Source organism: Pseudomonas sp. USTB-Z (assembly GCF_019691255.1).
Lineage (GTDB): Bacteria > Pseudomonadota > Gammaproteobacteria > Pseudomonadales > Pseudomonadaceae > Aquipseudomonas > Aquipseudomonas alloputida.
Genome location: NZ_JAECZP010000019.1, coordinates 25,716 through 47,197 on the forward strand (window position 1 = coordinate 25,716; position 21,482 = coordinate 47,197).

Sequence of the window (21,482 nt, forward strand, 5' to 3'; positions counted from 1 at the left end):
TGCTCCGGCGTTGATCACATCAAACGGGTGAGTCAGATTGTCATCTACCCCAGACGACAAAGCTCAACGTCACGGTGTTGAGTACATTTGTACTCTAGACGGAATGTCAGGATGATAATCTCATGCCGACACCTACAGAGAATTCCTTGACTGGACGGTGTGGGAGAACCGCTTGTAGCCCCTGGTGAGGCATCGTCACTAGTATCAAAATCCGCAGTTGGCTCAACAGGTTTGCACATTTTTCTGCATAAGTTCCTGTCCACCCTGAATCAGGTGACGCGGGCCTTTCATCGCTTTTCCACTGGTTGAACATGGCTGTTATCTACACATTCTTTTGCAGGTATTTTTGGACTGATCTACGCGTACTACCGCGGCAGCCGATCCGGACCAACGGGCCGGCCAGCCTATAGCGGCAGCGAGGCACCTAACCGGTCCCGCCTGACAGGTCAATGGCCGGCCTCCCTAGTGATGACGGGCTGGCCTTGGGGTGAATCTTATCGCTCATTGAAAGGCTGGCCGAGGGGCAACTTCACTGAGTCCAGGATGCCCCGGGGCTGGACGGATTTTCTCCAGTCTGGATACTTCCGTCACTGTCATCAATGCCGACATGCTTCGAGTCAATCGCTCACCACTTTGTGTCTTCATTGCCGTAGCTGCTTAACGATCTCATAGGGAATGCAAGATTAGCGATCAAATACTTTCTCAGAGCTCCCCTAGCGCAAAGCTCGTTTTTCACTCTTGTTATGCAACGGTGCTCAGAGCAGCTGATGCCCGTTACGATGTCCGTGGCTACGTGTTATTCAGATGGGCTGGGCTTGGCCTGGATCATACCCATTGACAGCTGCGGACTCCTGAATGACAACTGTCCACATTCCATGAAATGTGGACAGTTGATTTATCAAGATTTCACGATAGTCAAGGTATCCGTCCGGCCAACACACCTTCCTGACGCCTCCGCCGAAGGTGGGTTGGCCGGACGGATACCGAGAGCCAACCGCTAGCCCAGCAGGCCGTGGATACCTTGAGACGTTACCTTGCAGCCTTGGTCGCTGGTATCCCAGAATAGGACGTTGTGTCGTCACTGCGTTAGCTGTTCAATGGAATTATAGGTGTTTAGAGATTAGCGATCGAAATTTGCCCCAGAGCTCCCGTGATGCAACGCTCGTTTACCACTTTTGTTATGCAACTGTGCTCAAAGCGGCGGATGTGCGATACGACGTCCGTGGCTATCTATTATCGGAGTTAGTCAGCCTTTGCTTAGGCAATCGCGCAACCGTGCCTCTGGCCTATCGCGCCCGTTACGAACGCTACGTGCAAAGCGAGGCTATTGCGTTTGTGGAATCGTTCACCGGTCAGTTGCTATTTGGCTCGGGGCGATTCTCTCCTCATGAATACAGATACAGGGTAGAAGGACCGGTAGCTCCTAGAAGGCATCACCATCACCAATCAGACCTTCCCGACGCAGTTCGGGCTCACCAACGGGGCGTTGTGCAACATGACGGTATTTAGAATCCTCGTACTCAGCTCCCAATTTCCTGACAGGTGTTGGAGCCTAAAGCATCGCTGCTTCATGAGACGCCGTGAACAAATTTTGATGACAGCTGAGCAAGTGTTGGGCAAATCTGAGCTGGCTGAAGCATGGCTCACCAAGCAGGCGATTGGACTTAGCCGGCGTCTGCCGTGCATGCTCTTGGAAACTGATCAGGGGTACATGGAGATTGTGGATTTCCTGACACGGCTCGATTACGGTGTCTATTGATCGCGACGTATACTCTAGGTACCAGTTGCTGCCTGCCCCGATGCTGCCCCATTCGAGTACGAGACGACTAAGCGCTTGGGCAGTGTCGCTGAGCGTAATACTATCCACCTAAATTTCATGACACGCGGGGTGCCCATGAAGCAGATCAAACACGAACCCAAGCCTCTGATGATCGCCCGTTTTCAAGCAGAAGCACGCCAAGCACTGCCCAAGCGCAGTAACCAAAGTCGCTTTCTCGACATTGCTGCCTCCAAAGACCGTAGTTGGGAGCCTGTAGGGCGTCTGGCAGGTTAAGTCTACCTGCGAAAAAGCACTTTTCCGGGTCCAGCGCTAAGCCTGTTGTGTCAGCTTTCTACTCGCTTACGGTGGTAACGTATCGTGATTTGGTATGTCTACGACTTTGGCCAAGCCTAGGCAAATGTTGAGGCAACCCATCAACCCTGTAGCGCCCCGTACGCCTCACTTCGGGCGGCATCCAGTACCCGCGCCGGGTCTTCCACCATCGCATCCTTCGGCATCTGCCCCCCCAAGTAGCTATTGGATGAGCCGAACCAGAGCGCCACAGCCCAGTCTGGCTTGCTGGAACCGAGCGCCGCGATGATGGCCGCCAATGACGAAAATGGTCGGAAGTTGGAAGCGGGGTCAAAGGCATAGAGGGGAAAGTATTCCTTGTCCTCATGAGCCAGCGAGAAGATGTTGCCCGCGCGTTTCCACTTCTTGAGTTCAGCTCTGGATTGCTCTGTGCTCAGCTGAGCCAGCACTGCAAACGCATCGACAGTCAAGAAGTCACCGCTTCTCAGGAGGCGTGCTTTGCCCTTTTCCAGCATGGCCGTTTCACGGGAAAGGGTAGGGCGCATAGACATGGATATCCGTCTGGTGATCAGTGGCCGCCTACCACCCAATTTAATGATATGTGGTCAGTAAGCTCACAATCTAGCCTGTACGGGCGACCCAGGGTCGTGAGTAGGAACCTCCAGGTCGCTGTGGCGGGCTAGCCTAGTGCTGAAGGGTTATGAGGCTATCCGGGAATTTTCTGTTCATAAAGACTGGAACGTCAGCTTTTTCTTAAGCGGCCCATGAAAATCTTAATTTCTGGAGTTTTTCTGCATTTTTTCTTAACTTTCCTGCCCGCATGCGCTGACGCACACAGCGACGCTCGTGTGTGGAGCGACGACTCCGCGCCAGGCTCAATTCGTCATTGAATTGGGCTGTCGGATGATCCCGGCTCGACCAAGCCTTGCAGGCGTGCCAGTTGTTGCGCCTGCGCACGTAGGAGGCGCTGGTCATGTCGGTGGGCTAAGAGGTAAGACCTGGACTTCTCGCGTAGCAAGGTGATCTCGCCCGCCATTATTTCTTCCTGCTGATGCGCCTGGTTCATGAGCCGCTTCTCGGCCGCCAAGTGCTGCTGCGCGGCGTTCAACTCACGCTCGAGCTGACGGAGCTGTTGCTGCTGGAAGCCCTGTGCGCCGGTCGAACGCTCAAGATCACGGTAGAGTTGAGTCAGTTCTTCCTGGCGGACAGCGAGTTGTTCACGTAATCCCCGCACCTCGGCTTGTAACTGACTCAACTGCTGATCATGCCGTTGCAGTTCTTCCTGGCGTTGTAACTGATGCTGTTGGCGAAAGTGCTCCAGCGATTCACGCGCCTGTTGGTGTTTGGTCTCGAGCGAGTGGATCGTCGCCGCACGCTCCTCGAGGAGCTGGAGCTGCTGTCGGCACGCCTCCTCAAGACGCCGTCGCTCACCTTCGGCCAGCTGCAGTTGGCCCGTGAGCTGCACTTCACGCAGACGCAACTGCCGATGGGCCTCCATCTCTGCGGTGTGTGCCACTTGCAACTGCTCGAACCGCGCGACCTCCACCGCACGCTGCTGCTGATAGGCCGCTTGTTGCCGTTCCAGGCGGGCACGATCGACGGCGACCGTGGCCTGCGCTTCGTTGGCCAAACGCTCAGCTAGACTCTGCAGCAGCGCCTGCAATTCTTCCGACAGATTCACCTGTGGCGGGTGGGGTTCTGCCACGTCCAGTTCACGCAGGTAGCGAAGGATGGTGGTCTTCGAGCCCGTGTGGCCGAGTTCTGCACGCACGGCCTCGATACTGGGTGACAGACCACGGGCGAGGAGGGCATCCCGGGCGCGCTGCACGAGCGCTTTGTTGATTCCGGCGCGGGCCATGCTGTTGCTCCCACTTTTTCGTACTGTTCAAACAGTATGGAAGTACACGTGTACAGGCGCCTGATCCGATCCGAATAATCGGACAGACTGACGTTTGAGAAGCCAAGTTTCTCGAACGTGATGAGCCTTCTAGCGGTGTTTTTCTGCGTGCGGGGGTACAGATGGAGGCGGTGGTGGACACTTCGCCCGAGCGTTATCTCCAGGCCGCGCGTCGAGCCAGTACCGAGCGACGCTACGCCCAGGCCCTCGCGCACTTCGAAGCGGAATGGGGCGGCTTGCTGCCTGCCTCCAGCGAAAGTGTCGTGCGCTACCTCACGTATTACGGCGACCAACTGACAGCCCGTACGCTGCGCGTGCACCTGGCCGCTTTGGCGCGCTGGCATCAGCAGTTGGGCTTTACCGATCCCACCAAATCCTCTCGGGTGCGCGATACGCTGAAGGGGATTCAGGCGTTGCATCCGCAGCCGGTGAAGCAGGCCGAAGCCCTGGCGCTTAAAGAGTTGGAAGCCTGCATCGCCCAATTAGCTAAGGAGCTTGCGGATACGCTGCCCGCGGTGAGGCTGCGCGCTGCGCGTGATCAGGCGCTCATCCTGCTTGGCTTTTGGCGGGCATTTCGCAGCGATGAGTTGAGCCGGTTGCGCATTGAGCACATTCAGTTGCGCCAAGCGCAGGGGTTGGAGGTGTTCTTGCCGAGTAGTAAAACCGATCGGAGCAATCGCGGCCGCGTGATGAAGGTCCCAGCACTCAAGCGTTTGTGCCCGGTCGCGGCTTATGAGATTTGGTTGAATGAAAGTGGGATCACCGAAGGCGCACTGTTTCGCTCAATCGATCGCTGGGGACACATAGAGGAGCATGCACTCCACCCCAACAGCCTCTCCCGTTTGTTACGTCAGATTTTTCTGCGCAGCGGGGTCGATCCGGAAGGATACTCGGCACACTCGCTGCGCAGAGGATTTGCCACCTGGGCGAGTGCAAACCAATGGAGCAGTAAAGCGCTGATGGACTATGTCGGGTGGCGCGATGTCCAGACGGCCACGCGTTATATCGATGGTGACGCGCCGTTTGGTGAATGGGCGCGCTGATCGCTCACGTAGCCTTTTAATTACCCGTTGCCGATCATTAGCGGCCATGGTCAGGATCTATGCAGGGCGTCGGCTATCGACAATCTTCAAAAGATGCGACGCCATAATGATCATTTCCCTCGCCTCTGAGGCATCCAGGCCTACATGACGATGACTTTGCGGGTTTTTGTAGCTACCGATTGCACCACACATGAGGCTCATCAACGCTTGCCGCTCACCAGCTTCAGCGGCTGAGTCAGTCAGTGGACCGCTCTCTGGATTGAAAGCACGGGCTGCGAGCTTGGTTCCCAGCCACTCGTCACCGAGACCGGCCGCTTGGCGAATGGACACTTCAAGTAATTTAAACGCTTCGAAGACTGCTGTATCAAACAGCTCCTGTTTGTACAGCCGAAGTGCCATCGGCTGTAGCGCGGGATGAATCATTTCCTCGGGAAGTAGTCGATCTGCCATCCAGTTTTTGAGCGGAATCGCCTTCTCATAATGGCGTTTTCCCAAGCGCGTCAGGGAAATCCACTGAGCCTCATGATTCGGGTGTTGGCAGATGAAACCGTTGGAGTACAGCCAGCTCCAAGCTTCCGAGCACGCTAACAAGGCCTGCTCACAGCCATCATAATCGGCCTGTACGCTGAGGAAAAAATTGTGGGCGCATTCGCTGTCGTGTGGGCGCTGTAGCTTGCTTCCCAGCACTTGAAGCACATGCTGACTCAATTCCAATAGGGGAGCTTCATATAACTGGGCAGCCGTCGTATAGAAATCCTTTAGATTTGCCATGTTCGTGCTCCAATAAGTAACCACCCAGATCGTTAGCTTAGATTGATTTGGGAAGAAGTGATCCCATTGTAGGGCGATCTTTCAAAGAATAGCGCAGGGTCCAGCGGTGCCTTTCATGAAGAGATGGTTTCCATCCAAGGCCCCGGCAAAGCTGGAACACTAGGATAGATAGCTCAATCGAACCGGACGGGCTTTACTCTTAAAACACGGAGGTCTGCGGGAAGACCTCACATCGTAAATGTAGTCACGTCCTCGGTGCGCTCAGTACTTTGCTAGCTGGAATGGAGTGATGGGTCATAATAATGATGGGTCATATTATGACCGCAGATGTTCAAAAACTTTGAAGTCTTCGTCATTGGCGTTATTACGTTTTTGGTTGTCGGATCGGCCGACCCAAAACTCAGGATTATCTGCTATGGCAGACCGTGCCTTCATGAGACTGAGTATTCCCTTCCTCAAATGTTCGATCCACGTTTAAGCTTTGGGTGTGTATATCGGCGCGGGCTGTAGGCAGCAAAAACGTCGCGCTTGTGAAGTCTATATCGTGGTAACACCCTCACTAAACTTCCATTCTGTAGCGCGGATGCGGCTACAAAGTCTGGGATTAGGCAAATGCCAAAACCTTTCGTGGAGAGTGCCATGACTGCCTCGGACATATTCGCCCGCGACGACCAGCATACGTTATGCGTGCTGGGCTGCGGACTAAATCACACCTTGGCTTGCCAGCAGCCTTCCTAGGCGCGTCACGCGTTATGGCGAACAACCCTACGCCAGCGGATTTCAGCGTTGACTGCGCGTCTACGGGAGAGGTATTGACTGGTGTTACCGAGCACTAAGATATCTCCCGCAAGTTTCACCGTTCGCGGCTGCACCTGGCCAACCCAATTCGGGAACAACGACACTGCGATGGTGTGCGTGAGCTCGCCCGAGTGCTCGTCTATATGAAAGGGGCCGCTGTATGAGATGTACGTCATCCCTTGATCGCGGTACTCCGCATCGGTGCCCTCAAACCAGTCACCCGAGGAAAACAATGCCCGACGGGGCATGCTCAGCTGAGCCGACATATAGCCATCTGCCGTGTAGATAATGAACCCTTCAGGTTTGTCACCGAAGGGTTGCACTGGCGCAGAGCCGTCCACTGGGAATTCCGTGTAGGTGACGAGCGCCCAGGTTCCAACTAGCTTTTCACGCGTACTCATGGTCAAACCTCACATTGTCTGCTGCATGTCATTGTCGATCGGCAAAAGTTGTCCAGAAATGGACTTGCCTGCGTCCGATGCCAGGAAGACTGCCAGTTCTGCAATGTCTTTCGGGTCCACCAGGCGCTGTAGCGATTGAACAGAAAACGCCTTGGTACGTTCTTCCTCCACGGAGTTGCCGCTCAGGTTGGCTCTGCCTTTAAGCACGCTGTCGAAACGTTCCCCTTCGACAGCCCCGGGCAAAATGGCGTTGACACGAATTCCAAACACGCCGAGTTCACGAGAGAGGCTTTTGGTGAAACCAATCAATCCCCATTTGCTGGTTGAATAGGGGGATCGATCGGGATATCCCAGTCGCCCCGCAACTGAAGACATGTGGATGATTGAGGGATGGGAAGAGCGCTTGAGGGCAGGAATGGCCAGGCGCGTCACGTTGAAGGTCCCATTCAAGTTAATCCGCATGACGTTGTCCCACTCATCCGGGTCAAGCTGATCTACGGGAGCAGTGGGGCCGGATACCCCAGCATTGTTGACGAGCACATCTAGACCCCCCATGGCTTCGATGAGGCCTGGAATGGCGTGTTCAAGGCTGTTGCGCTCGGCTACATCGCACACCGCGGTGCGAATACTGGGCTGCTCCAATTGAAGACGGTTCAAGCCTTCGGAGTCGATGTCTACGACTGTGACATCCGCGCCGCGGCTGTTGAACGCCAGCGCGATCGCGTACCCGATACCAGATGCTCCGGCTGTAATCAGTACTCTTTGCTTGCTCATGGTCAATTTCCAATTGCGTAGGTCTGGCTGAACAATAAATTCACGCGAAGGTATCCATGAAATTGTTTATCGTTATGCGACCTATCATTTGGGTGGATTGGTTATGGACCTGTCGCGTATTGATCTCAACCTTTTGGTTTCACTGGACACGCTCCTGGCTGAGTTGAACGTGACCAAGGCGGCTTCACGCCTTCACATCAGCCAGCCGGCAATGTCTGCACAGCTTTCACGCTTGCGCGAGCTAATGGGCGACCCGTTGTTGGTCCCGATACAAAAAGGCCGGAGCATGACCCCCACCGCCCGGGCGTTGGCGCTGCGGCGCCCGCTGCGCTCGGCGTTGAAGACGCTTGGCTCGGTCATACAGAGTGAGTTGGGATTTAATCCCTGGAGCGACAAGAGGGTCTTTCGGATCGCCGCCTGTGACACAGCTTTGAGTACTATCTGTGAGCCGTTGATCGCCTCAATCACGAAGCACGCAGGCTCCCAGATCCAGGTGTCCATCAACGCCGTTGACCCCGAACTCATAGGTCGGCAAATGGAGGAGGGTGGGTTTGACCTATTGATCGACTCGAGCCGCGGTATTCCGCCGGGGATGAAATACACGGCACTGGGGACTGATCAGTTCGTCATGGCACAGCGCAAAGGGCACCCTCGTGGACACAAGCCTCTTACTTTGGATGGGTACTGTGAACTCAATCATCTTGTCGTTTCGCCAGAACGGGAAAGCTTCAAAGGCTACATGGATGACTATTTGCGCTCCGCGGGTATGAGTCGAAGGATTTACCTTACGGTGCCCACCGCGGTGATGGTTCCAGGCGTACTGATGTTGACAGACTTGGTTTGTACGATGCCTCGCATGCTCATTCAGTCCCGCCACGAAGCCATCGAAACGGTTGAGTTGCCGTTTGAAAGCGAGCCTTTCCAGCTCATGTTGGCTTGGCATCCTAGGGATGATGCTGACGCGGCTATTCTCTGGCTGCGTCAGTTGGCTCAAAATCTGCCCGCACCATTTCAAACCTGACCGAGCGGTGCCAAATAATTTCGTTATCTGGATAGCGGCTACTGGGCCTGGATAGTCATGTTCGAGGTCCGGAGGATAATTGGAGCTGTGGTCGATTTGTTGGCCATACCTCAACGGCTTTCAAAAGCCTCACAGCCCTGACAACGAAAAAAAGAGGGTTTGCTTCATGCCAGGTACGATGTTGGCTGCTCGCCTCCACGAAGTTGGTGGCAAATTTACCGTCGACGAAATTCCGCTTCCTGATGTTGGCGAGCATGACGTCCTGATCAAAACTGCCGCCTGCGGTGTTATCCCAAATCTGCGTAACGTAGTCACAAATTTCCCTGAGTGGTACCCGTTCCTACCTCTGCCGGAGCTGCCTGCTGTGTTCGGGTTGGATGCCGCAGGTACTGTGGTATCGGTTGGCCGCTCTGTGAAAGATTTCAAAGAAGGTGACCGGGTCTATGTCAATCCAGGACTGAGTTGCGGCAACTGTAAGCAGTGTCTGGCTGGCCTTCCGACGCGGTGCGCTAGCTACACCTTCATGGGCTATTTCGGATTCAGCCCGTCTTCGAGTGACGTATTTCGCGAGTATCGCCATGCCGGGTACGCCCAGTATCTTCGAGCGCCTGCGCGTAACCTGATCACCTTGGCTGACGAACTGCCATTCGAGGTTGCCACACGCCTTGGATACTTGGGCACAGCTTACTCTGCGTTGAAAAAGCTTGAACTCACGCCCGGTCAGAGCTTGCTAGTACTGGGGGCTTCAGGAACCTTGGGTATCGGAGCCACGCTTGCTGCATTAGCGATGGGCGCGACGGATATCATCGTGGCAGCGCGAGATAGGAGTGCACTCGAACGACTTCGCCAATTGGCCCCAAAACGCATTCGCTCCCTACAGATCACGAGTACCGACTTGCACGCAAGCATTCGTGACATGGCTCCGGGAGGAGTCCACGCGATAGTTGATACGCTTGGCGCGAAAGCTCCAGCAGAGCTTTCTGTTTCGGCTATGAACGCCGTCACGTCGGGAGGAAAGATCGTACAGATCGGCGGCGTAAGCGGACCTATTCCGATCGATCCTCACCCTTTCATGTGTACCCAGCTTCATTACATCGGCTCACTGTGGTTTACCACAGCAGAAGCGCAGGAGCTGATGGCGTTGATCAGAGCGGGATTACTCGACACCAATCAGTGGGCACCCCGTCCTTACACACTGGACCAGCTCAACCAAGCCCTCGAAGATATCCAAACCGATGCCAGCGGCTTCTTGAACTATCACATCGTGCACGCATAACGGCGAAGCAAGGCGACGACACAGATCGTCGCCTTGACGTTGTTCTCAGCTCTCTTATGTTGGTAGGTTGCTGGTATAAGTCATCGCCGTTTTGGAGGGCTTTCCATGGCCTGGCCCAACGTCTCCCCATTTATACCCTCTGATCAGGTACTCGCGGATTTCAGCGTATGCGAGTCGTCCGACCTAGAGGAGGCGGTGCTATGCGGTGAGCGGATGTTCTGCAAGAACCGGCTTGAAAAAAAGGGAATCGACTTCAAGGCTCGATTTTTTCATCGATCGGCCGGCGAGGCTGGGGTTGCCAGAATGTCCTTTGGGGGAGAGGTAGCGATCAACCCTGGGAAGCTGGATGACATCGTGCTGGTCCAGTCGGTCCTTACTGGACATGAGCACGCGATCAGTGATCAGTTGCGCCTCAACTGCAACCCCGGACATGCTACGGTTTTCAACTACCATCGACACTCCTTCTTCAATCATTTCCCTGGCACTGACAAGCTGCTCGTCTGCATTGATCAAACGCTCTTGGAAACCATGCTTCAACGTCAGCTGGGAAGAAGTATTAAGCAAGACATCTACTTTCAGCCTCATCTGCCCACGGATACGTCAGCAGGCCTGAATTGGCTACAGACAATGGGGTGGGCATACAGTCAGTTATCGTCCAAGTCATTAGTTTCATCGCATCTACAAAGTCAAATTGGGGAGGTGCTGGCCTCTTCTTTGCTCGACTTTCATGTAAGTAATTACAGCCAGGCGCTGCGAGAGTCGGCCGAAAAAAGGGTGGTCCCTGCGGTTGTTCGGATGATTGAGGAATTCATGGAAGAGCATGCTCAGGAGCCTCTCACGATCTCGCAAATTGCAAGGCACGCCGGCGTGACTGCTCGTACGGTTCAACTCAGTTTTCAACGATTCCGTGGGCTATCACCGATGCAGTTCTTGAAGGAGATTCGCCTGCGGCGCGTTCGTGCAGAGCTCGAAACCCAGCAGCATCCAGACGTTCAGGTCTCGTCCACGGCACTAAAATGGGGTTTTACCCATCTTGGTCGGTTTTCGTCTGACTACAAGCAGCGATTCGGAGAATCACCTTCCATGACCATCAAACGGCGAGGAGCTTAGATGGGCGTCACCTAATGTTGATGGCGAGAGCTAGGAATGATTGGATTAGAGCAGTGTTGAACGTAAAGGGTGAGAAGTCTATTAATAGTGACTATCAGCGTGTTTGATTTTGTCAGCGCTAGTTTTTCCATTACTTTGTTTTTCAATGAAGCGAGGCGCGGTACCCCTCCTTGTACCAACCGAGTGTCCTTCATTGCCCTTGGTGTTGCCGCTTGCCTGCAGGCGGCTTTTTTACCAAAAATCTTTCAGTCATTGCGTATGAAATGAGCACGCAGTGATCTCTTCTTGGCTCCTTGGGATGGGATAATAACCTCCCTTTACCATGGCCGTCAGGCCATGGTTTTTTTATTTTCGGTTGAGGCAGAGAGTAAAACCGCCTGGGGAAAGGCGGTAGAAATGTTTCCTTGAGACTTACTGAGCGCCTTCTTTATCCACGCTAGCAAGCGCCTCCTGCAAAGTGCTGAGGGCAGGTCCTAGAGCGGTTGCAAGCTGGTTGGCGCGTTCTGTGGGTGTCCAAGCCCGCTTACCCAAAAAGAGCTCATCACCAAATCGTTTGCGAAGCTTAGCTATGGTATTGCTGATAGCTGGCTGTTTTACACCCAAGCGCTCAGAAGCCCGAGTCACTCCCCCTTCTTGATATACCACCAAGAAAGTAATCAGACTGTGTAAATCTGCAGCCAGTAGCGCTTTTTCAGGATTCTGCATGTTGCCCCCGCATTTCATTGTCCATAAACAATGCTCTAAAGGAGATGCTTCGGCAATGGGAGGTCAAGCAATCAGTTAATGCTGCGAAACTTGAGCTTGAAAAATGATCTATCATATCTTTCTCGTTGTCCCAGAAGCCGCTAATGATCATCGAGCTGAAGTAATTGTTCAGCGCGATTATCGTATAGCTCATACACCCCGGCGCAGTGCGAAGCACGTTAACCAGGTCGTCTACGGCTAAAAGTACATCATCGTCAGGGCGGTCTTCGAAGCGAACCTCTAACGCGCTTGCTGATATCAACCCCATTGCTAATACTCCCGATTTAAAATCGACGATAATTCGCCACTTCAGTTCGAAAAATATTTAAATTTGGAATCTAGGGCAGCGCTACTGCTAGTCGCTGCCCAGGATCTTAGTTTTGACTCACGCTCCAGCCGCCCCCGAGGGCTTTGTAAAGCTGGACTTCACTATTGATTTGATCGAGCTGATCATTCAATAGCTTCTGTTGTGAGGAGAACAGTTCGCGTTGAGCATCCAGCACTGTCAAATAGCTATCGACGCCCTGGTCATAGCGCTGCTGAGCTAAGCTAAAATAGGCTTTATAATTATCAACCAACTCGCTTTGAGCACTGAGCTGCTTGCCATAAGTTCCCCTCGCAGCGAGTCCATCGGCTACCTCTCGGAAAGCGGTTTGGATACTCTTCTCGTAGGTCGCTACGCCCACATCCTTTTGAAGCTCAGCGTAATCGAGATTAGCTCGCAGCTTTCCTGCGTTAAAAATCGGCACGCTGATTTGAGGAGCGAAACTCCAGCTGTCAGATCCGCTGTTGAACAGTCCATCAAGATCGCTGCTGGCTGAGCCCGCTGAAGCTGTCAGGCTAATGCGTGGAAAAAATGCCGCACGAGCTGCGCCGATATTTGCGTTCGCGGCCATAAGTTGATGTTCAGCAGAACGGATGTCCGGTCTGTTCAGCAGCAGATCAGCAGGTAGCCCAGCTGGAACCTTCCCTAGGGAGCTCATGGCCAGTGGCGAGTTTTTTGGCAAATCCGTTGGAATTTTGCTGCCCAGCAACAATTCCAGTGCGTTCACATCCTGCGCTATTCGCCGGGTGTACAAGGCCTGCTGGGCCTGGGCTTGGTTCACCAAAGTCCTGGCCTGTCGAACATCTAGCTCCGACGAGGTTCCTGCCGAAGCACTCGACTCGATCATTGCCAAGCTTTCAAGGTAGCTGGTCAGCGTCGCTTCGGTAAGCTCCAAAAGCGCTTGGTCGGTTCGCCACAGAAAATAGGTGGTTGCCACATCGCCTATCAGTGCGATCTGAACGCTGCGCTGTGCCTCCTCAGTAGCCAGATACTTTTCAAGTGCTTGGCTCGACAAGCTTCGGATTCGGCCAAATAAGTCCAACTCGTAGGCAGTGACCAGGCCGACTTGGTACTGGCTATCGACCCGAGAATCGCCGGTAGGGGACAAATCGTCAGGCAAGCGGGTTCGATTTCCAGATGCTTCGCCATCAAGTGTGGGAAACCGCTCCGCTCGCTGGATGCGGTAAAGCGCTCTGTAGGATTCAACATTTTTGGCAGCTATTCGAAGATCTCTGTTGTTCTCTAGCGCCGCATCGAGGAGGCGGCCCAGCGCTGGATCTTTGAAGAACTCTTTTGCCTCGGGGAGAGCCGCCCCGATGCGTTGATCTCCCTGCCCGCCGTAAGCTTCGCCCGTTGGCCACTGCGCCTGCACGGGGGCGGCTGGCTGCTCATAGTCGGGAATCAAGCTGCATCCGCTGAGCATCAGCAATGCAAACACGGGGAGCGACTTAAACATCATGAGTCACCTCCTTGACCGCTTTTGGCTTTCGTTTCATGAGCCCCTCGAACAGCTTGACAACTACCACGTAGAACAACGGAACAAAGAAAACAGCCAGCACGGTTGCTGTGATCATGCCGCCGACGACGCCCGTAGCAATGGAGTGCTGGCTGCCAGCACCTGCGCCGGATGCAATGGCCATCGGCAGCACACCGAAGGTGAATGCCAGCGAGGTCATCAATATCGGACGCAAACGCAGCTTGGCGGCCTCTATCGCAGCTTTGACGATCGGATAACCCTCCTTCTCATACAGCTCTTTGGCGAACTCTACGATCAGGATGGCGTTCTTGGCGGACAGGCCTACCGTGGTCATCAAGCCCACCTGGAAGTACACATCCGCCGTCAGGTCGCGCCAAAGCGTTGCCAGCACCGCGCCCAAAATACCCAGAGGTACAACCATGATCACTGAGACCGGTACCGACCAGCTCTCATACAGCGCGGCCAGGCACAGGAAAACGATCAGCACAGTCAACGCATAGAGCAACGGTGCCTGGTCGCCAGTTTGGATTTCTTCATAAGAGAGACCGGTGTAGCTCAGGCCAATGCCTGGAGGCAGTTGTTGCATGATTTCAGCGATGGCTATCATCGCGTCACCAGTGCTGTATCCAGGGGCTGGCTCGCCGAGGATGTTCAGGGAAGAAATACCACCGTAGCGCTCCAGCTTCGGTGAGCCGTTTACCCACTCACCGGTTGCAAACGCCGAGAACGGAACCATCTGGCCAAGGCTATTGCGCACGTACCATTTATCGAAGTCCTCAGGTGAGATTCGCGAGATATCTTCGCCCTGGACATATACTCGCTTGACCCGGCCGCGATCGATGAAGTCGTTGACATACATCGAGCCCCAGGCTGCCGACATCGTTTCGTTGATAGACGCGATGCTTACCTGCAGCGCACGGGCCTTTTCGTCATCAATGTTCACCTGGAATTGCGGCTCGTCGTCCTTGCCGTTTGGACGCACTGCTTGGAGCTTCGGATTCTCGCTAGCCAATTGCAGGAACTGGTTTCGAGCTGCCATCAATGCTTCATGGCCAAGACCAAGGTTGTCCTGCAGGTACAAGTTGAAGCCCATCGCGTTGCCCATTTCCAAAATGGCAGGGGGCACGAATGCCATCACGCTTGCATCTTTGATCTTGGCAAAATGCTGATTAGCCCGCTGCGCGATGCTGAATACGTCTTGCCCGGCCCCGTGACGCTCCTTCCAATCCTTGAAGGTGATCAGCACCAGCCCCGAGTTCTGACCACGACCAGCAAAGTTGAAGCCATTCACCGTCATGAAGTGCTCAACCAACGCGCCCTCATCATTTGCCAAGTAGTCTCGCACCTCTTGAAGTACACCCTCGGTACGCTCTGCGGAAGCGTTTGCCGGCGTACGCACTTCGATCATCATCAAGCCCTGATCCTCGTTGGGCAGGAATGCCTTCGGGATCTGAGTGAACAAATAGCCAGTTCCCCCCGTGATGAGCAAGAATGCGAGCAGGTACCTAACGCGGCCCTTCAGCATTGCGCCGACGCCTCGCTCGAATCGCACCGTGCCGCGGTCGAAAACGCGGTTAAACCAGCCGAAGAAGCCCTTTTTCTCGTGGTGGGAATTACCCTCCGGGGCTTTGAGGATGGTCACGCAAAGTGCTGGGGTGAACACAAGAGCGACGAAGATCGACAGCCCCATGCAGACCACGATCGTGATCGCGAACTGTTGATAGATGATGCCAGCGGATCCACCAAAGAACGCCATTGGTACGAATACAGCCGACAGCACCATTCCGATGCCCACCAAGGCCCCGGAAATCTGATCCATCGACTTGCGGGTAGCCTCAAGAGGCGACAAGCCCTCGTCATGCATAAGCCGCTCAACGTTCTCGACTACGACGATTGCATCGTCAACCAGCAAGCCGATAGCAAGCACCATGGCGTACATGGTGAGCACGTTGATATTCAGGCCGAAGTACGGCAGAAGGGCGAATGTGGCGAGCAGCACCACAGGAACTGCCAGAGTGGGGATAAGTGTGGCCCTGAAGCTCTGTAGGAACAGATACATGACCAGGAAGACCAGTACCACTGCCTCAAAGATGGTGTGTACTACCGATTCAATCGAGGCATCAACGACAGGTGTTGTATCGTAGGGATAAATCACTTCCACGCCGTCAGGCAGGTAGGCCTTTTGCTCCTCCATCAGCTTTTTGACCGCCTCTACGGTCTCCAGCAAGTTGCCACCGGTGGACAACCGCAGCGCCAGACTTGCAGTTGGCGAGTCCTTGTACTGTGCAGAAATGGCGAAGCTGTCAGCCCCCAGCTCGGCGCGACCGACATCCTTCACTCGTACCTGGGAGCCGTCCGCGTTTACCTTGACCAAAATCTCATCGAACTGGCTAGGCGTCGTCATACGCGTCTTGCCAAGAACGGTTGCATTCAGCTGGACGCCTGAACGAGTTGGTAATCCACCCAACTGGCCCGAGGACACCTGGACGTTCTGCTCCCGGATAGCATTGGCGACGTCAGTAGGCGTCAGCTGATAGCTGTTGAGCTTGCCAGGATCCAACCAGATACGCATTGCGTATGGCGAGCCAAACAGCTGGAAATCGCCGACACCAGGGATGCGCGAGATCGGATCCTGAAGCTGGGAAGCGATCAGGTTACCGAGGTCGAAGTTATTGAGCTTGCCCGAACGGTCCACCAAGCTCATGACCAGGAAGAAGTTCATCTGGTACTTCACTACTCGAAGACCCTGACGCTGAACTTCCTCCGGCAAACGTGGTGTCGCCAACTGCAGCTTGTTCTGCACCTGAACCTGAGCGATATCAGGATCGGTTCCCTGTTCAAAAGTCACGATGATGGTCATGCTGCCGTCAGAGGCGCTCTCAGCCGACATATATCTGAACCCATCCAGACCACTGAGCTGTTGCTCAATCACCTGGACCACCGTGTCCTGTACGGTTTGTGCAGAAGCGCCTGGGTAGCTGACCTGGATCGAAACGGCTGGGGCCGCGATGTTCGGATATTGGCTGATCGGCATCTTCGCCAGCGACAGCGCGCCGGCAAGCATAGCCACGATAGCGAGAACCCAGGCGAAAATCGGCCTGTCGATGAAAAAACGAGACATCAGTCGTGCCCCCTCAGTTAGCCGAGGCTTCTGTGATAGCGGCGAAGCCGTCTACCAAATTCACATTCTTGGCCTCAACCGCGTTGACAGCGATGCCGCTACGAACACGTTGAACACCTTCGGTGACGATTCGCTCTCCCTCGGTCACGCCGTTGCTGATCAACCAGGCATTGCCCACGGTTCGGAGGGTCTGAATCTCGCGGGACTCGACGGTGTTGTCAGCCTTCACGACCCAGACGCTTGGCACACCTCGCGTATCGCGGCTGATGGCTTGTTGCGGTACCAAGATTGCGGCGTTTTGCACGCCCTCTTTCAGTAGAGCATGTACAAACATGCCTGGTAGCAGCTTGCGATTAGGATTGGGAAATTCGGCGCGAAGGGTCACAGAACCTGTTGTGGGATCAACGCTCACCTCAGAAAACTTCAGAGTCCCTGGCAGTGGATAAGCACTTCCGTCATCCAGCGTCAGGCTGACTTCAGCCTGGTTCTCGCCTGTCTTTTGAAGGCGGCCTGACTCCAGCGCCTTTTGCAGACCAAGAAGCTTTGTGATTGGCTGAGTGACGTCGACATAAATGGGGTCCAGCTGCGTGACGGTGGCGAGCGACTGAGCTTGGCCATTGGTAACGAGCGCCCCCTCGGTGACCGTCGAGCGACCAATGCGCCCGGAGATTGGGGAAAGCACCCTTGTGTATTGAACGTCGATGCGAGCAACCTGGTAATCGGCTTCTGCTTGTTTCCATGCGGCAAGCGCATCGTCGTACTGCTGCTTGCTGACTGCCTTGGTCTTCAACAGCGTTTCATAGCGACGAGCCAGGTTTTGTGCGCTCGTTCGATTCGCTTCTGCACGACGCAACTGCGCTTCGTACGTCCGTGGGTCAATCTGATAAAGCTGCTGACCCAGCTTGACTTCAGCGCCTTCAACAAACGACCGCTTCTGAAGGATCCCCGAAACCTGCGGGCGGACTTCCGCTACACGGAATGCCGAAGTCCGGCCAGGCAAGTCAGTTGTCAGGGTCAGAGCTTGTGCACGCACGGTGTACACGCCCACGTCCGGTGGTTGAGTTGCTGAGCTCACCTGTTCTTTCTCACCACATCCCGTAATCAGCATCAGCGCAGTTAAGGGGATTACGCGTAATGCACGCGGGGATCGTATCTGTCTCACGGTTTGGCTCCATCTCTCTGCCCGCATGACGGGGGCTATTGCTGAATCGTAATGCGGTAGAGTGTACCATTATGCGATACTCTTGATGCAAGCAAGCCTGAGCCGCCGTTGGTCGAGGTTTACCGATTGAGGCGTTCGCGATGTGTAGCTGGCTAGCGGAGGCAGAGAGCTCTACAGTGGCGGCCAATGTGATAGGTCGCAGCCGTACGCGCAGAGGAAAGATATGAACCAATCAGATGAAAATGTTGGCAAGGCCGGGGGCATCCAGGTCATCGCCAGAGCAGCCTCGATCATGCGAGCGCTTGGCAGTCATCCGCATGGCTTGAGCTTGGCGGCCATTGCGCAGCTGGTCGGGTTGCCTCGCTCCACCGTTCAGCGAATCATCAACGCTTTGGAAGAAGAGTTTCTAGTCGAGGCTTTAGGGCCTGCCGGAGGCTTTCGACTTGGCCCTGCGCTTGGTCAGCTAATCAACCAGGCGCAATCAGACATTCTGTCTTTGGTGAAGCCGTATTTGCGCTCACTGGCTGAGGAGCTAGATGAGTCCGTGTGTCTGGCCTCTCTGGCCGGAGACAAAATTTACGTGCTTGACCGCATCGTGTCAGAGCGAGAGCTGCGGGTAGTGTTTCCGATCGGTATTAACGTGCCCGCCGCTGCGACTGCAGCTGGCAAGGTCCTCTTGGCAGCTTTACCTGACGAAACCCTAAAAGCAGCGCTCGGCGAGCAGCTGCCAGCATTCACCTCTAACACCCTAGGGCGGAAGGCGCTTGTCAAACAACTGAGCGAAGTGAGGCAGAGTGGTTTCGCTAGCGATCTTGACGAGCATATTGATGGCGTGTGCTCATTCGCAACGCTTTTGGATACCTACCTTGGTTATTACTCCCTTGCGGTCGTAATGCCGAGTTCCAGAGCGAGCAAGCAGTCAGACTTGATCAAAAAAGCTCTGCTGCAGAGCAAGCAGAACATAGAGCGTGCTATCGGCCGCGCGTCGAAGAAAGCTCCCTAGATAAGATGGCCAGAAAGACGGCAGCCGAGGCGGAGGAGACAAGACAGCGCATTATTGATGCGGCGCTTGAGGTGTTTGTTGCCCAGGGTGTTCCCGACGCGACCCTAGATCAGATAGCTCGGAAGGCAGGCGTCACTCGTGGTGCTGTCTACTGGCATTTTAACGGGAAGCTGGAAGTGCTCCAGGCGGTGCTGGCATCTCGGCAGCATCCCCTCGAATTGGACTTTACTCCTGACTTAGGGATTGAGCGCTCTTGGGAGGCGGTGGTTGTCGCCATGCTGGACGCAGTGCATAGCCCCCAGTCAAAGCAGTTCTCGGAGATCTTGATTTACCAAGGGCTTGATGAGTCGGGCCTGATCCATAATCGAATGGTGCAAGCGAGCGATCGGTTCCTGCAGTACATTCACCAGGTTCTTCGGCACGCGGTTACCCAAGGGGAATTGCCCATAAATCTGGATCTTCACACCTCAATCGGCGTCTTCAAAGGACTGATCACCGGACTGCTCTATGAGGGATTACGAAGCGAGGACCAGCAGGCTCAGATAATCAAAGTTGCGCTGGGATCGTTTTTGGCTTTGCTCAGGGAACCTCCTCGCTTCTTGTTGTGCGAGGAGGCTCAGATTAAGCAAGCCAAATCCTTCGAGTGAGGGGATGACGCGCCGGTTATATCGCCAGTGCTCGTTCCCGAAGCTCGCTGTTGAGGATGCGGTCGTTCTCGCTATAGTCGACAGGGCAGTCAATCACGTGCACGCCAGGGTTGGCGATACAGTGGTCAAGCAGCGGCAGCAAGGCGTCAGCGCTTTCTACTCGATAGCCGTGGGCACCGTAGGCTTCAGCATATTTGACGAAGTCCGGGTTGCCGTAGTCCAGGCCGAAATCGGTGAAGCCCATGTTGGCCTGTTTCCAGCGAATCATGCCGTAGCCATCGTCACGCAGGATTACCACGGTAATGTGCATGTTCAAGCGCACTGCGGTTTCCAATTCCTGGCTGTTCATCATGAAGCCGCCGTCACCACATACCGAGATCACCGGGCGATCCGGGTACACCAAGTGCGAGGCCATGGCCGATGGCAAGCCAGCGCCCATGGTCGCCAACGCGTTGTCGAGCAGCACGGTGTTGGGCTTGTGTGCCTTGTAGTTGCGGGCGAACCAGATTTTATAGATGCCGTTATCCAGGGCGACGATGCCTTCGGATGGCAGCACGCGACGGATATCGGCGACCAGACGCTGAGGGTAGACCGGGAAGCGATCGTCGTCGGCACCTTCGGCGATTTGCGCTTCGTTGGCCTCACGGATGGCCATCAGGCGCGTGAAGTCCCAGTGCGCGGTGTCGGTCAGCGCTTCGCTGATCTGCCATACGGAGTTGGCGATGTCACCGATCACTTCCACTTGTGGGAAGTAAACGGCGTCGACTTCGGCGGAACGGAAGCTGATGTGGATGACCTCGGTGCCGCCGCGGACCATGAAGAACGGCGGCTTCTCGATCACGTCGTGGCCGATGTTGATGATCAGGTCGGCCGCTTCGATGGCGCGGTGGACGAAGTCACCGGCGGACAGCGCGGCATTGCCGAGGAAGCGCGGGTGGCGTTCGTCGACCACACCTTTACCCATCTGGGTGGTGATGAATGGGATACCGGTCTTGTCGATCAGTTGCTTGAGGACCTTGGCAGTCATCTTGCGGTTGGCGCCGGCGCCGATCACTAGGATCGGGCTGCGTGCGCTCTGCAGCTTTTCAATGGCGGCTTCAATTGACCTGTGCTCGGCGAGCGGACGGCGGTGCAGGCTGCGTGGAATTGGAAGCGCATCGGTCTGCTCGGCAGCGATGTCCTCCGGCAGCTCCAGGTGTACCGCGCCCGGCTTCTCTTCTTCCGCCAGGCGGAACGCTTCGCGCATACGGGCCGGGATGTTGTCGGCCGAGGCGAACTGGTGGGTGTACTTGGTGATGGGGTCCATCATGCCGCACACATCGATGATCTGGAAGCGGCCCTGCTTGGACTTCTTGATCGGCTTCTGGCCGGTGATCATCATCATTGGCATGCCGCCTAGGTAGGCGTAGGCACTGGCGGTTACCAAGTTGGTCGCGCCAGGGCCCAGGGTCGACAGGCTGACGCCGGTCTTGCCAGTTAGGCGGCCATAGGTGGCGGCCATGAAGCCCGCGGACTGTTCGTGGCGGGTCAGCACCAGCTTGATCTTCGATTTGCGCAGGGATTCCAGCAGGTCGAGGTTTTCCTCACCAGGAATGCCGAACACATACTCGACACCTTCGTTTTCCAGGCATTGCACAACGACATCAGCGGCCTTAGCCATAGTCACCCTCATCGCACTCAAGGCAGTTGAGCCCCTAAGTAAGGCGTAGCAGCAGGTTCGCCGCTGTGCCCACGGGCCCTTATCGGTTGATTTTTCTTTCAAGCGTTCCAGCGCAGTGGGCCGGTTGGCCTCCTGCGAGGATGTGAGCAAATAAAAAGAAGGCCCGGCATTTCGGGCCGGG

Annotated in this window: 20 protein-coding genes; 8 read left to right on the top strand and 12 right to left on the bottom strand. The window is 55.2% G+C overall.

Going from position 1 to position 21,482, the window contains the following annotated elements:
* The first annotated feature begins 1,570 nt into the window (after positions 1-1,570).
* Both I8746_RS20130 and I8746_RS20135 read left to right on the top strand, forming a co-directional pair.
* A complete protein-coding gene (locus tag I8746_RS20130) occupies positions 1,571-1,759 on the top strand; it encodes an antitoxin Xre/MbcA/ParS toxin-binding domain-containing protein (RefSeq protein WP_221100989.1) in 189 nt (62 codons plus the stop codon).
* Between the two features lie 135 nt (positions 1,760-1,894).
* Positions 1,895-2,053, top strand: coding sequence for a hypothetical protein (locus I8746_RS20135; RefSeq protein ID WP_221100990.1), 159 nt, complete (start codon positions 1,895-1,897; stop codon positions 2,051-2,053).
* A 140-nt stretch (positions 2,054-2,193) separates the two neighbouring features.
* On the opposite strand, the gene I8746_RS20140 is transcribed toward I8746_RS20135, so the two are convergent.
* Positions 2,194-2,622: a hypothetical protein gene (locus I8746_RS20140; protein WP_221100991.1), complete on the bottom strand. Its 429-nt coding sequence runs from the start codon at positions 2,620-2,622 to the stop codon at positions 2,194-2,196.
* A 332-nt stretch (positions 2,623-2,954) separates the two neighbouring features.
* Positions 2,955-3,929, bottom strand: coding sequence for a DNA-binding protein (locus I8746_RS20145; protein ID WP_221100992.1), 975 nt, complete (start codon positions 3,927-3,929; stop codon positions 2,955-2,957).
* A 173-nt stretch (positions 3,930-4,102) separates the two neighbouring features.
* Between I8746_RS20145 and I8746_RS20150 the strand changes: the two genes are divergently transcribed.
* Positions 4,103-5,011: a site-specific integrase gene (locus I8746_RS20150; RefSeq protein ID WP_221100993.1), complete on the top strand. Its 909-nt coding sequence runs from the start codon at positions 4,103-4,105 to the stop codon at positions 5,009-5,011.
* A gap of 57 nt (positions 5,012-5,068) precedes the next feature.
* On the opposite strand, the gene I8746_RS20155 is transcribed toward I8746_RS20150, so the two are convergent.
* From I8746_RS20155 to I8746_RS20170, 4 genes are all read right to left on the bottom strand, one after another.
* On the bottom strand, positions 5,069-5,782 hold the full coding sequence (locus I8746_RS20155; protein WP_221100994.1) for a TIGR02391 family protein: 714 nt from the start codon (positions 5,780-5,782) through the stop codon (positions 5,069-5,071).
* Between the two features lie 455 nt (positions 5,783-6,237).
* On the bottom strand, positions 6,238-6,438 hold the full coding sequence (locus tag I8746_RS27660; RefSeq protein WP_409078016.1) for a LysR substrate-binding domain-containing protein: 201 nt from the start codon (positions 6,436-6,438) through the stop codon (positions 6,238-6,240).
* Positions 6,439-6,525: 87 nt separating this feature from the next.
* A complete protein-coding gene (locus tag I8746_RS20165; RefSeq protein ID WP_259674179.1) occupies positions 6,526-6,981 on the bottom strand; it encodes a lipocalin-like domain-containing protein in 456 nt (151 codons plus the stop codon).
* A gap of 9 nt (positions 6,982-6,990) precedes the next feature.
* Complete coding sequence (locus I8746_RS20170) at positions 6,991-7,755, bottom strand: SDR family oxidoreductase (protein ID WP_221100997.1); 765 nt, start codon at positions 7,753-7,755, stop codon at positions 6,991-6,993.
* Between the two features lie 103 nt (positions 7,756-7,858).
* Here I8746_RS20170 and I8746_RS20175 point away from each other — a divergent pair, with 103 nt between their 5' ends.
* The 3 genes from I8746_RS20175 to I8746_RS20185 all read left to right on the top strand — a co-directional run bounded on the left by I8746_RS20175 (position 7,859) and on the right by I8746_RS20185 (position 11,162).
* Positions 7,859-8,776 carry a LysR family transcriptional regulator gene (locus I8746_RS20175; protein ID WP_221100998.1) on the top strand — a complete coding sequence of 306 codons (918 nt, stop codon included), beginning with the start codon at positions 7,859-7,861 and terminating at the stop codon, positions 8,774-8,776.
* Positions 8,777-8,942: 166 nt separating this feature from the next.
* Positions 8,943-10,052: an alcohol dehydrogenase catalytic domain-containing protein gene (locus I8746_RS20180; protein WP_221100999.1), complete on the top strand. Its 1,110-nt coding sequence runs from the start codon at positions 8,943-8,945 to the stop codon at positions 10,050-10,052.
* Between the two features lie 105 nt (positions 10,053-10,157).
* The gene (locus I8746_RS20185; RefSeq protein ID WP_221101000.1) at positions 10,158-11,162 is read left to right on the top strand and encodes an AraC family transcriptional regulator; all 1,005 of its coding nucleotides are present in this window, start codon (positions 10,158-10,160) and stop codon (positions 11,160-11,162) included.
* 411 nt (positions 11,163-11,573) lie between these two features.
* On the opposite strand, the gene I8746_RS20190 is transcribed toward I8746_RS20185, so the two are convergent.
* From I8746_RS20190 to srpA, 5 genes are all read right to left on the bottom strand, one after another.
* Complete coding sequence (locus I8746_RS20190; protein WP_221101001.1) at positions 11,574-11,867, bottom strand: LysR family transcriptional regulator; 294 nt, start codon at positions 11,865-11,867, stop codon at positions 11,574-11,576.
* A complete protein-coding gene (locus I8746_RS27665; protein WP_409078017.1) occupies positions 11,854-12,174 on the bottom strand; it encodes an antibiotic biosynthesis monooxygenase in 321 nt (106 codons plus the stop codon). The genes I8746_RS20190 and I8746_RS27665 overlap by 14 nt, the downstream gene beginning before the upstream one ends.
* 106 nt (positions 12,175-12,280) lie before the next feature.
* Complete coding sequence (gene srpC, locus I8746_RS20195; RefSeq protein WP_221101002.1) at positions 12,281-13,690, bottom strand: solvent efflux RND transporter outer membrane subunit SrpC; 1,410 nt, start codon at positions 13,688-13,690, stop codon at positions 12,281-12,283.
* Entirely contained in the window at positions 13,680-16,829 is a 3,150-nt protein-coding gene (gene srpB, locus I8746_RS20200) for a solvent efflux RND transporter permease subunit SrpB (RefSeq protein ID WP_221101003.1), read from the bottom strand. The genes srpC and srpB overlap by 11 nt, the downstream gene beginning before the upstream one ends.
* A gap of 13 nt (positions 16,830-16,842) precedes the next feature.
* Complete coding sequence (gene srpA / locus I8746_RS20205; RefSeq protein ID WP_221101004.1) at positions 16,843-17,991, bottom strand: solvent efflux RND transporter periplasmic adaptor subunit SrpA; 1,149 nt, start codon at positions 17,989-17,991, stop codon at positions 16,843-16,845.
* Positions 17,992-18,214: 223 nt separating this feature from the next.
* Between srpA and srpS the strand changes: the two genes are divergently transcribed.
* Positions 18,215-18,994, top strand: a complete 780-nt coding sequence (gene srpS / locus I8746_RS20210; RefSeq protein ID WP_221101005.1) for a solvent efflux transporter transcriptional repressor SrpS — start codon at positions 18,215-18,217, stop codon at positions 18,992-18,994.
* A 5-nt stretch (positions 18,995-18,999) separates the two neighbouring features.
* Positions 19,000-19,641: a solvent efflux transporter antirepressor SrpR gene (gene srpR, locus I8746_RS20215; protein WP_221101006.1), complete on the top strand. Its 642-nt coding sequence runs from the start codon at positions 19,000-19,002 to the stop codon at positions 19,639-19,641.
* 16 nt (positions 19,642-19,657) lie between these two features.
* Here srpR and I8746_RS20220 read toward each other — a convergent pair whose 3' ends face one another.
* On the bottom strand, positions 19,658-21,301 hold the full coding sequence (locus I8746_RS20220; RefSeq protein WP_221101007.1) for an acetolactate synthase large subunit: 1,644 nt from the start codon (positions 21,299-21,301) through the stop codon (positions 19,658-19,660).
* Positions 21,302-21,482 lie beyond the last annotated feature (181 nt).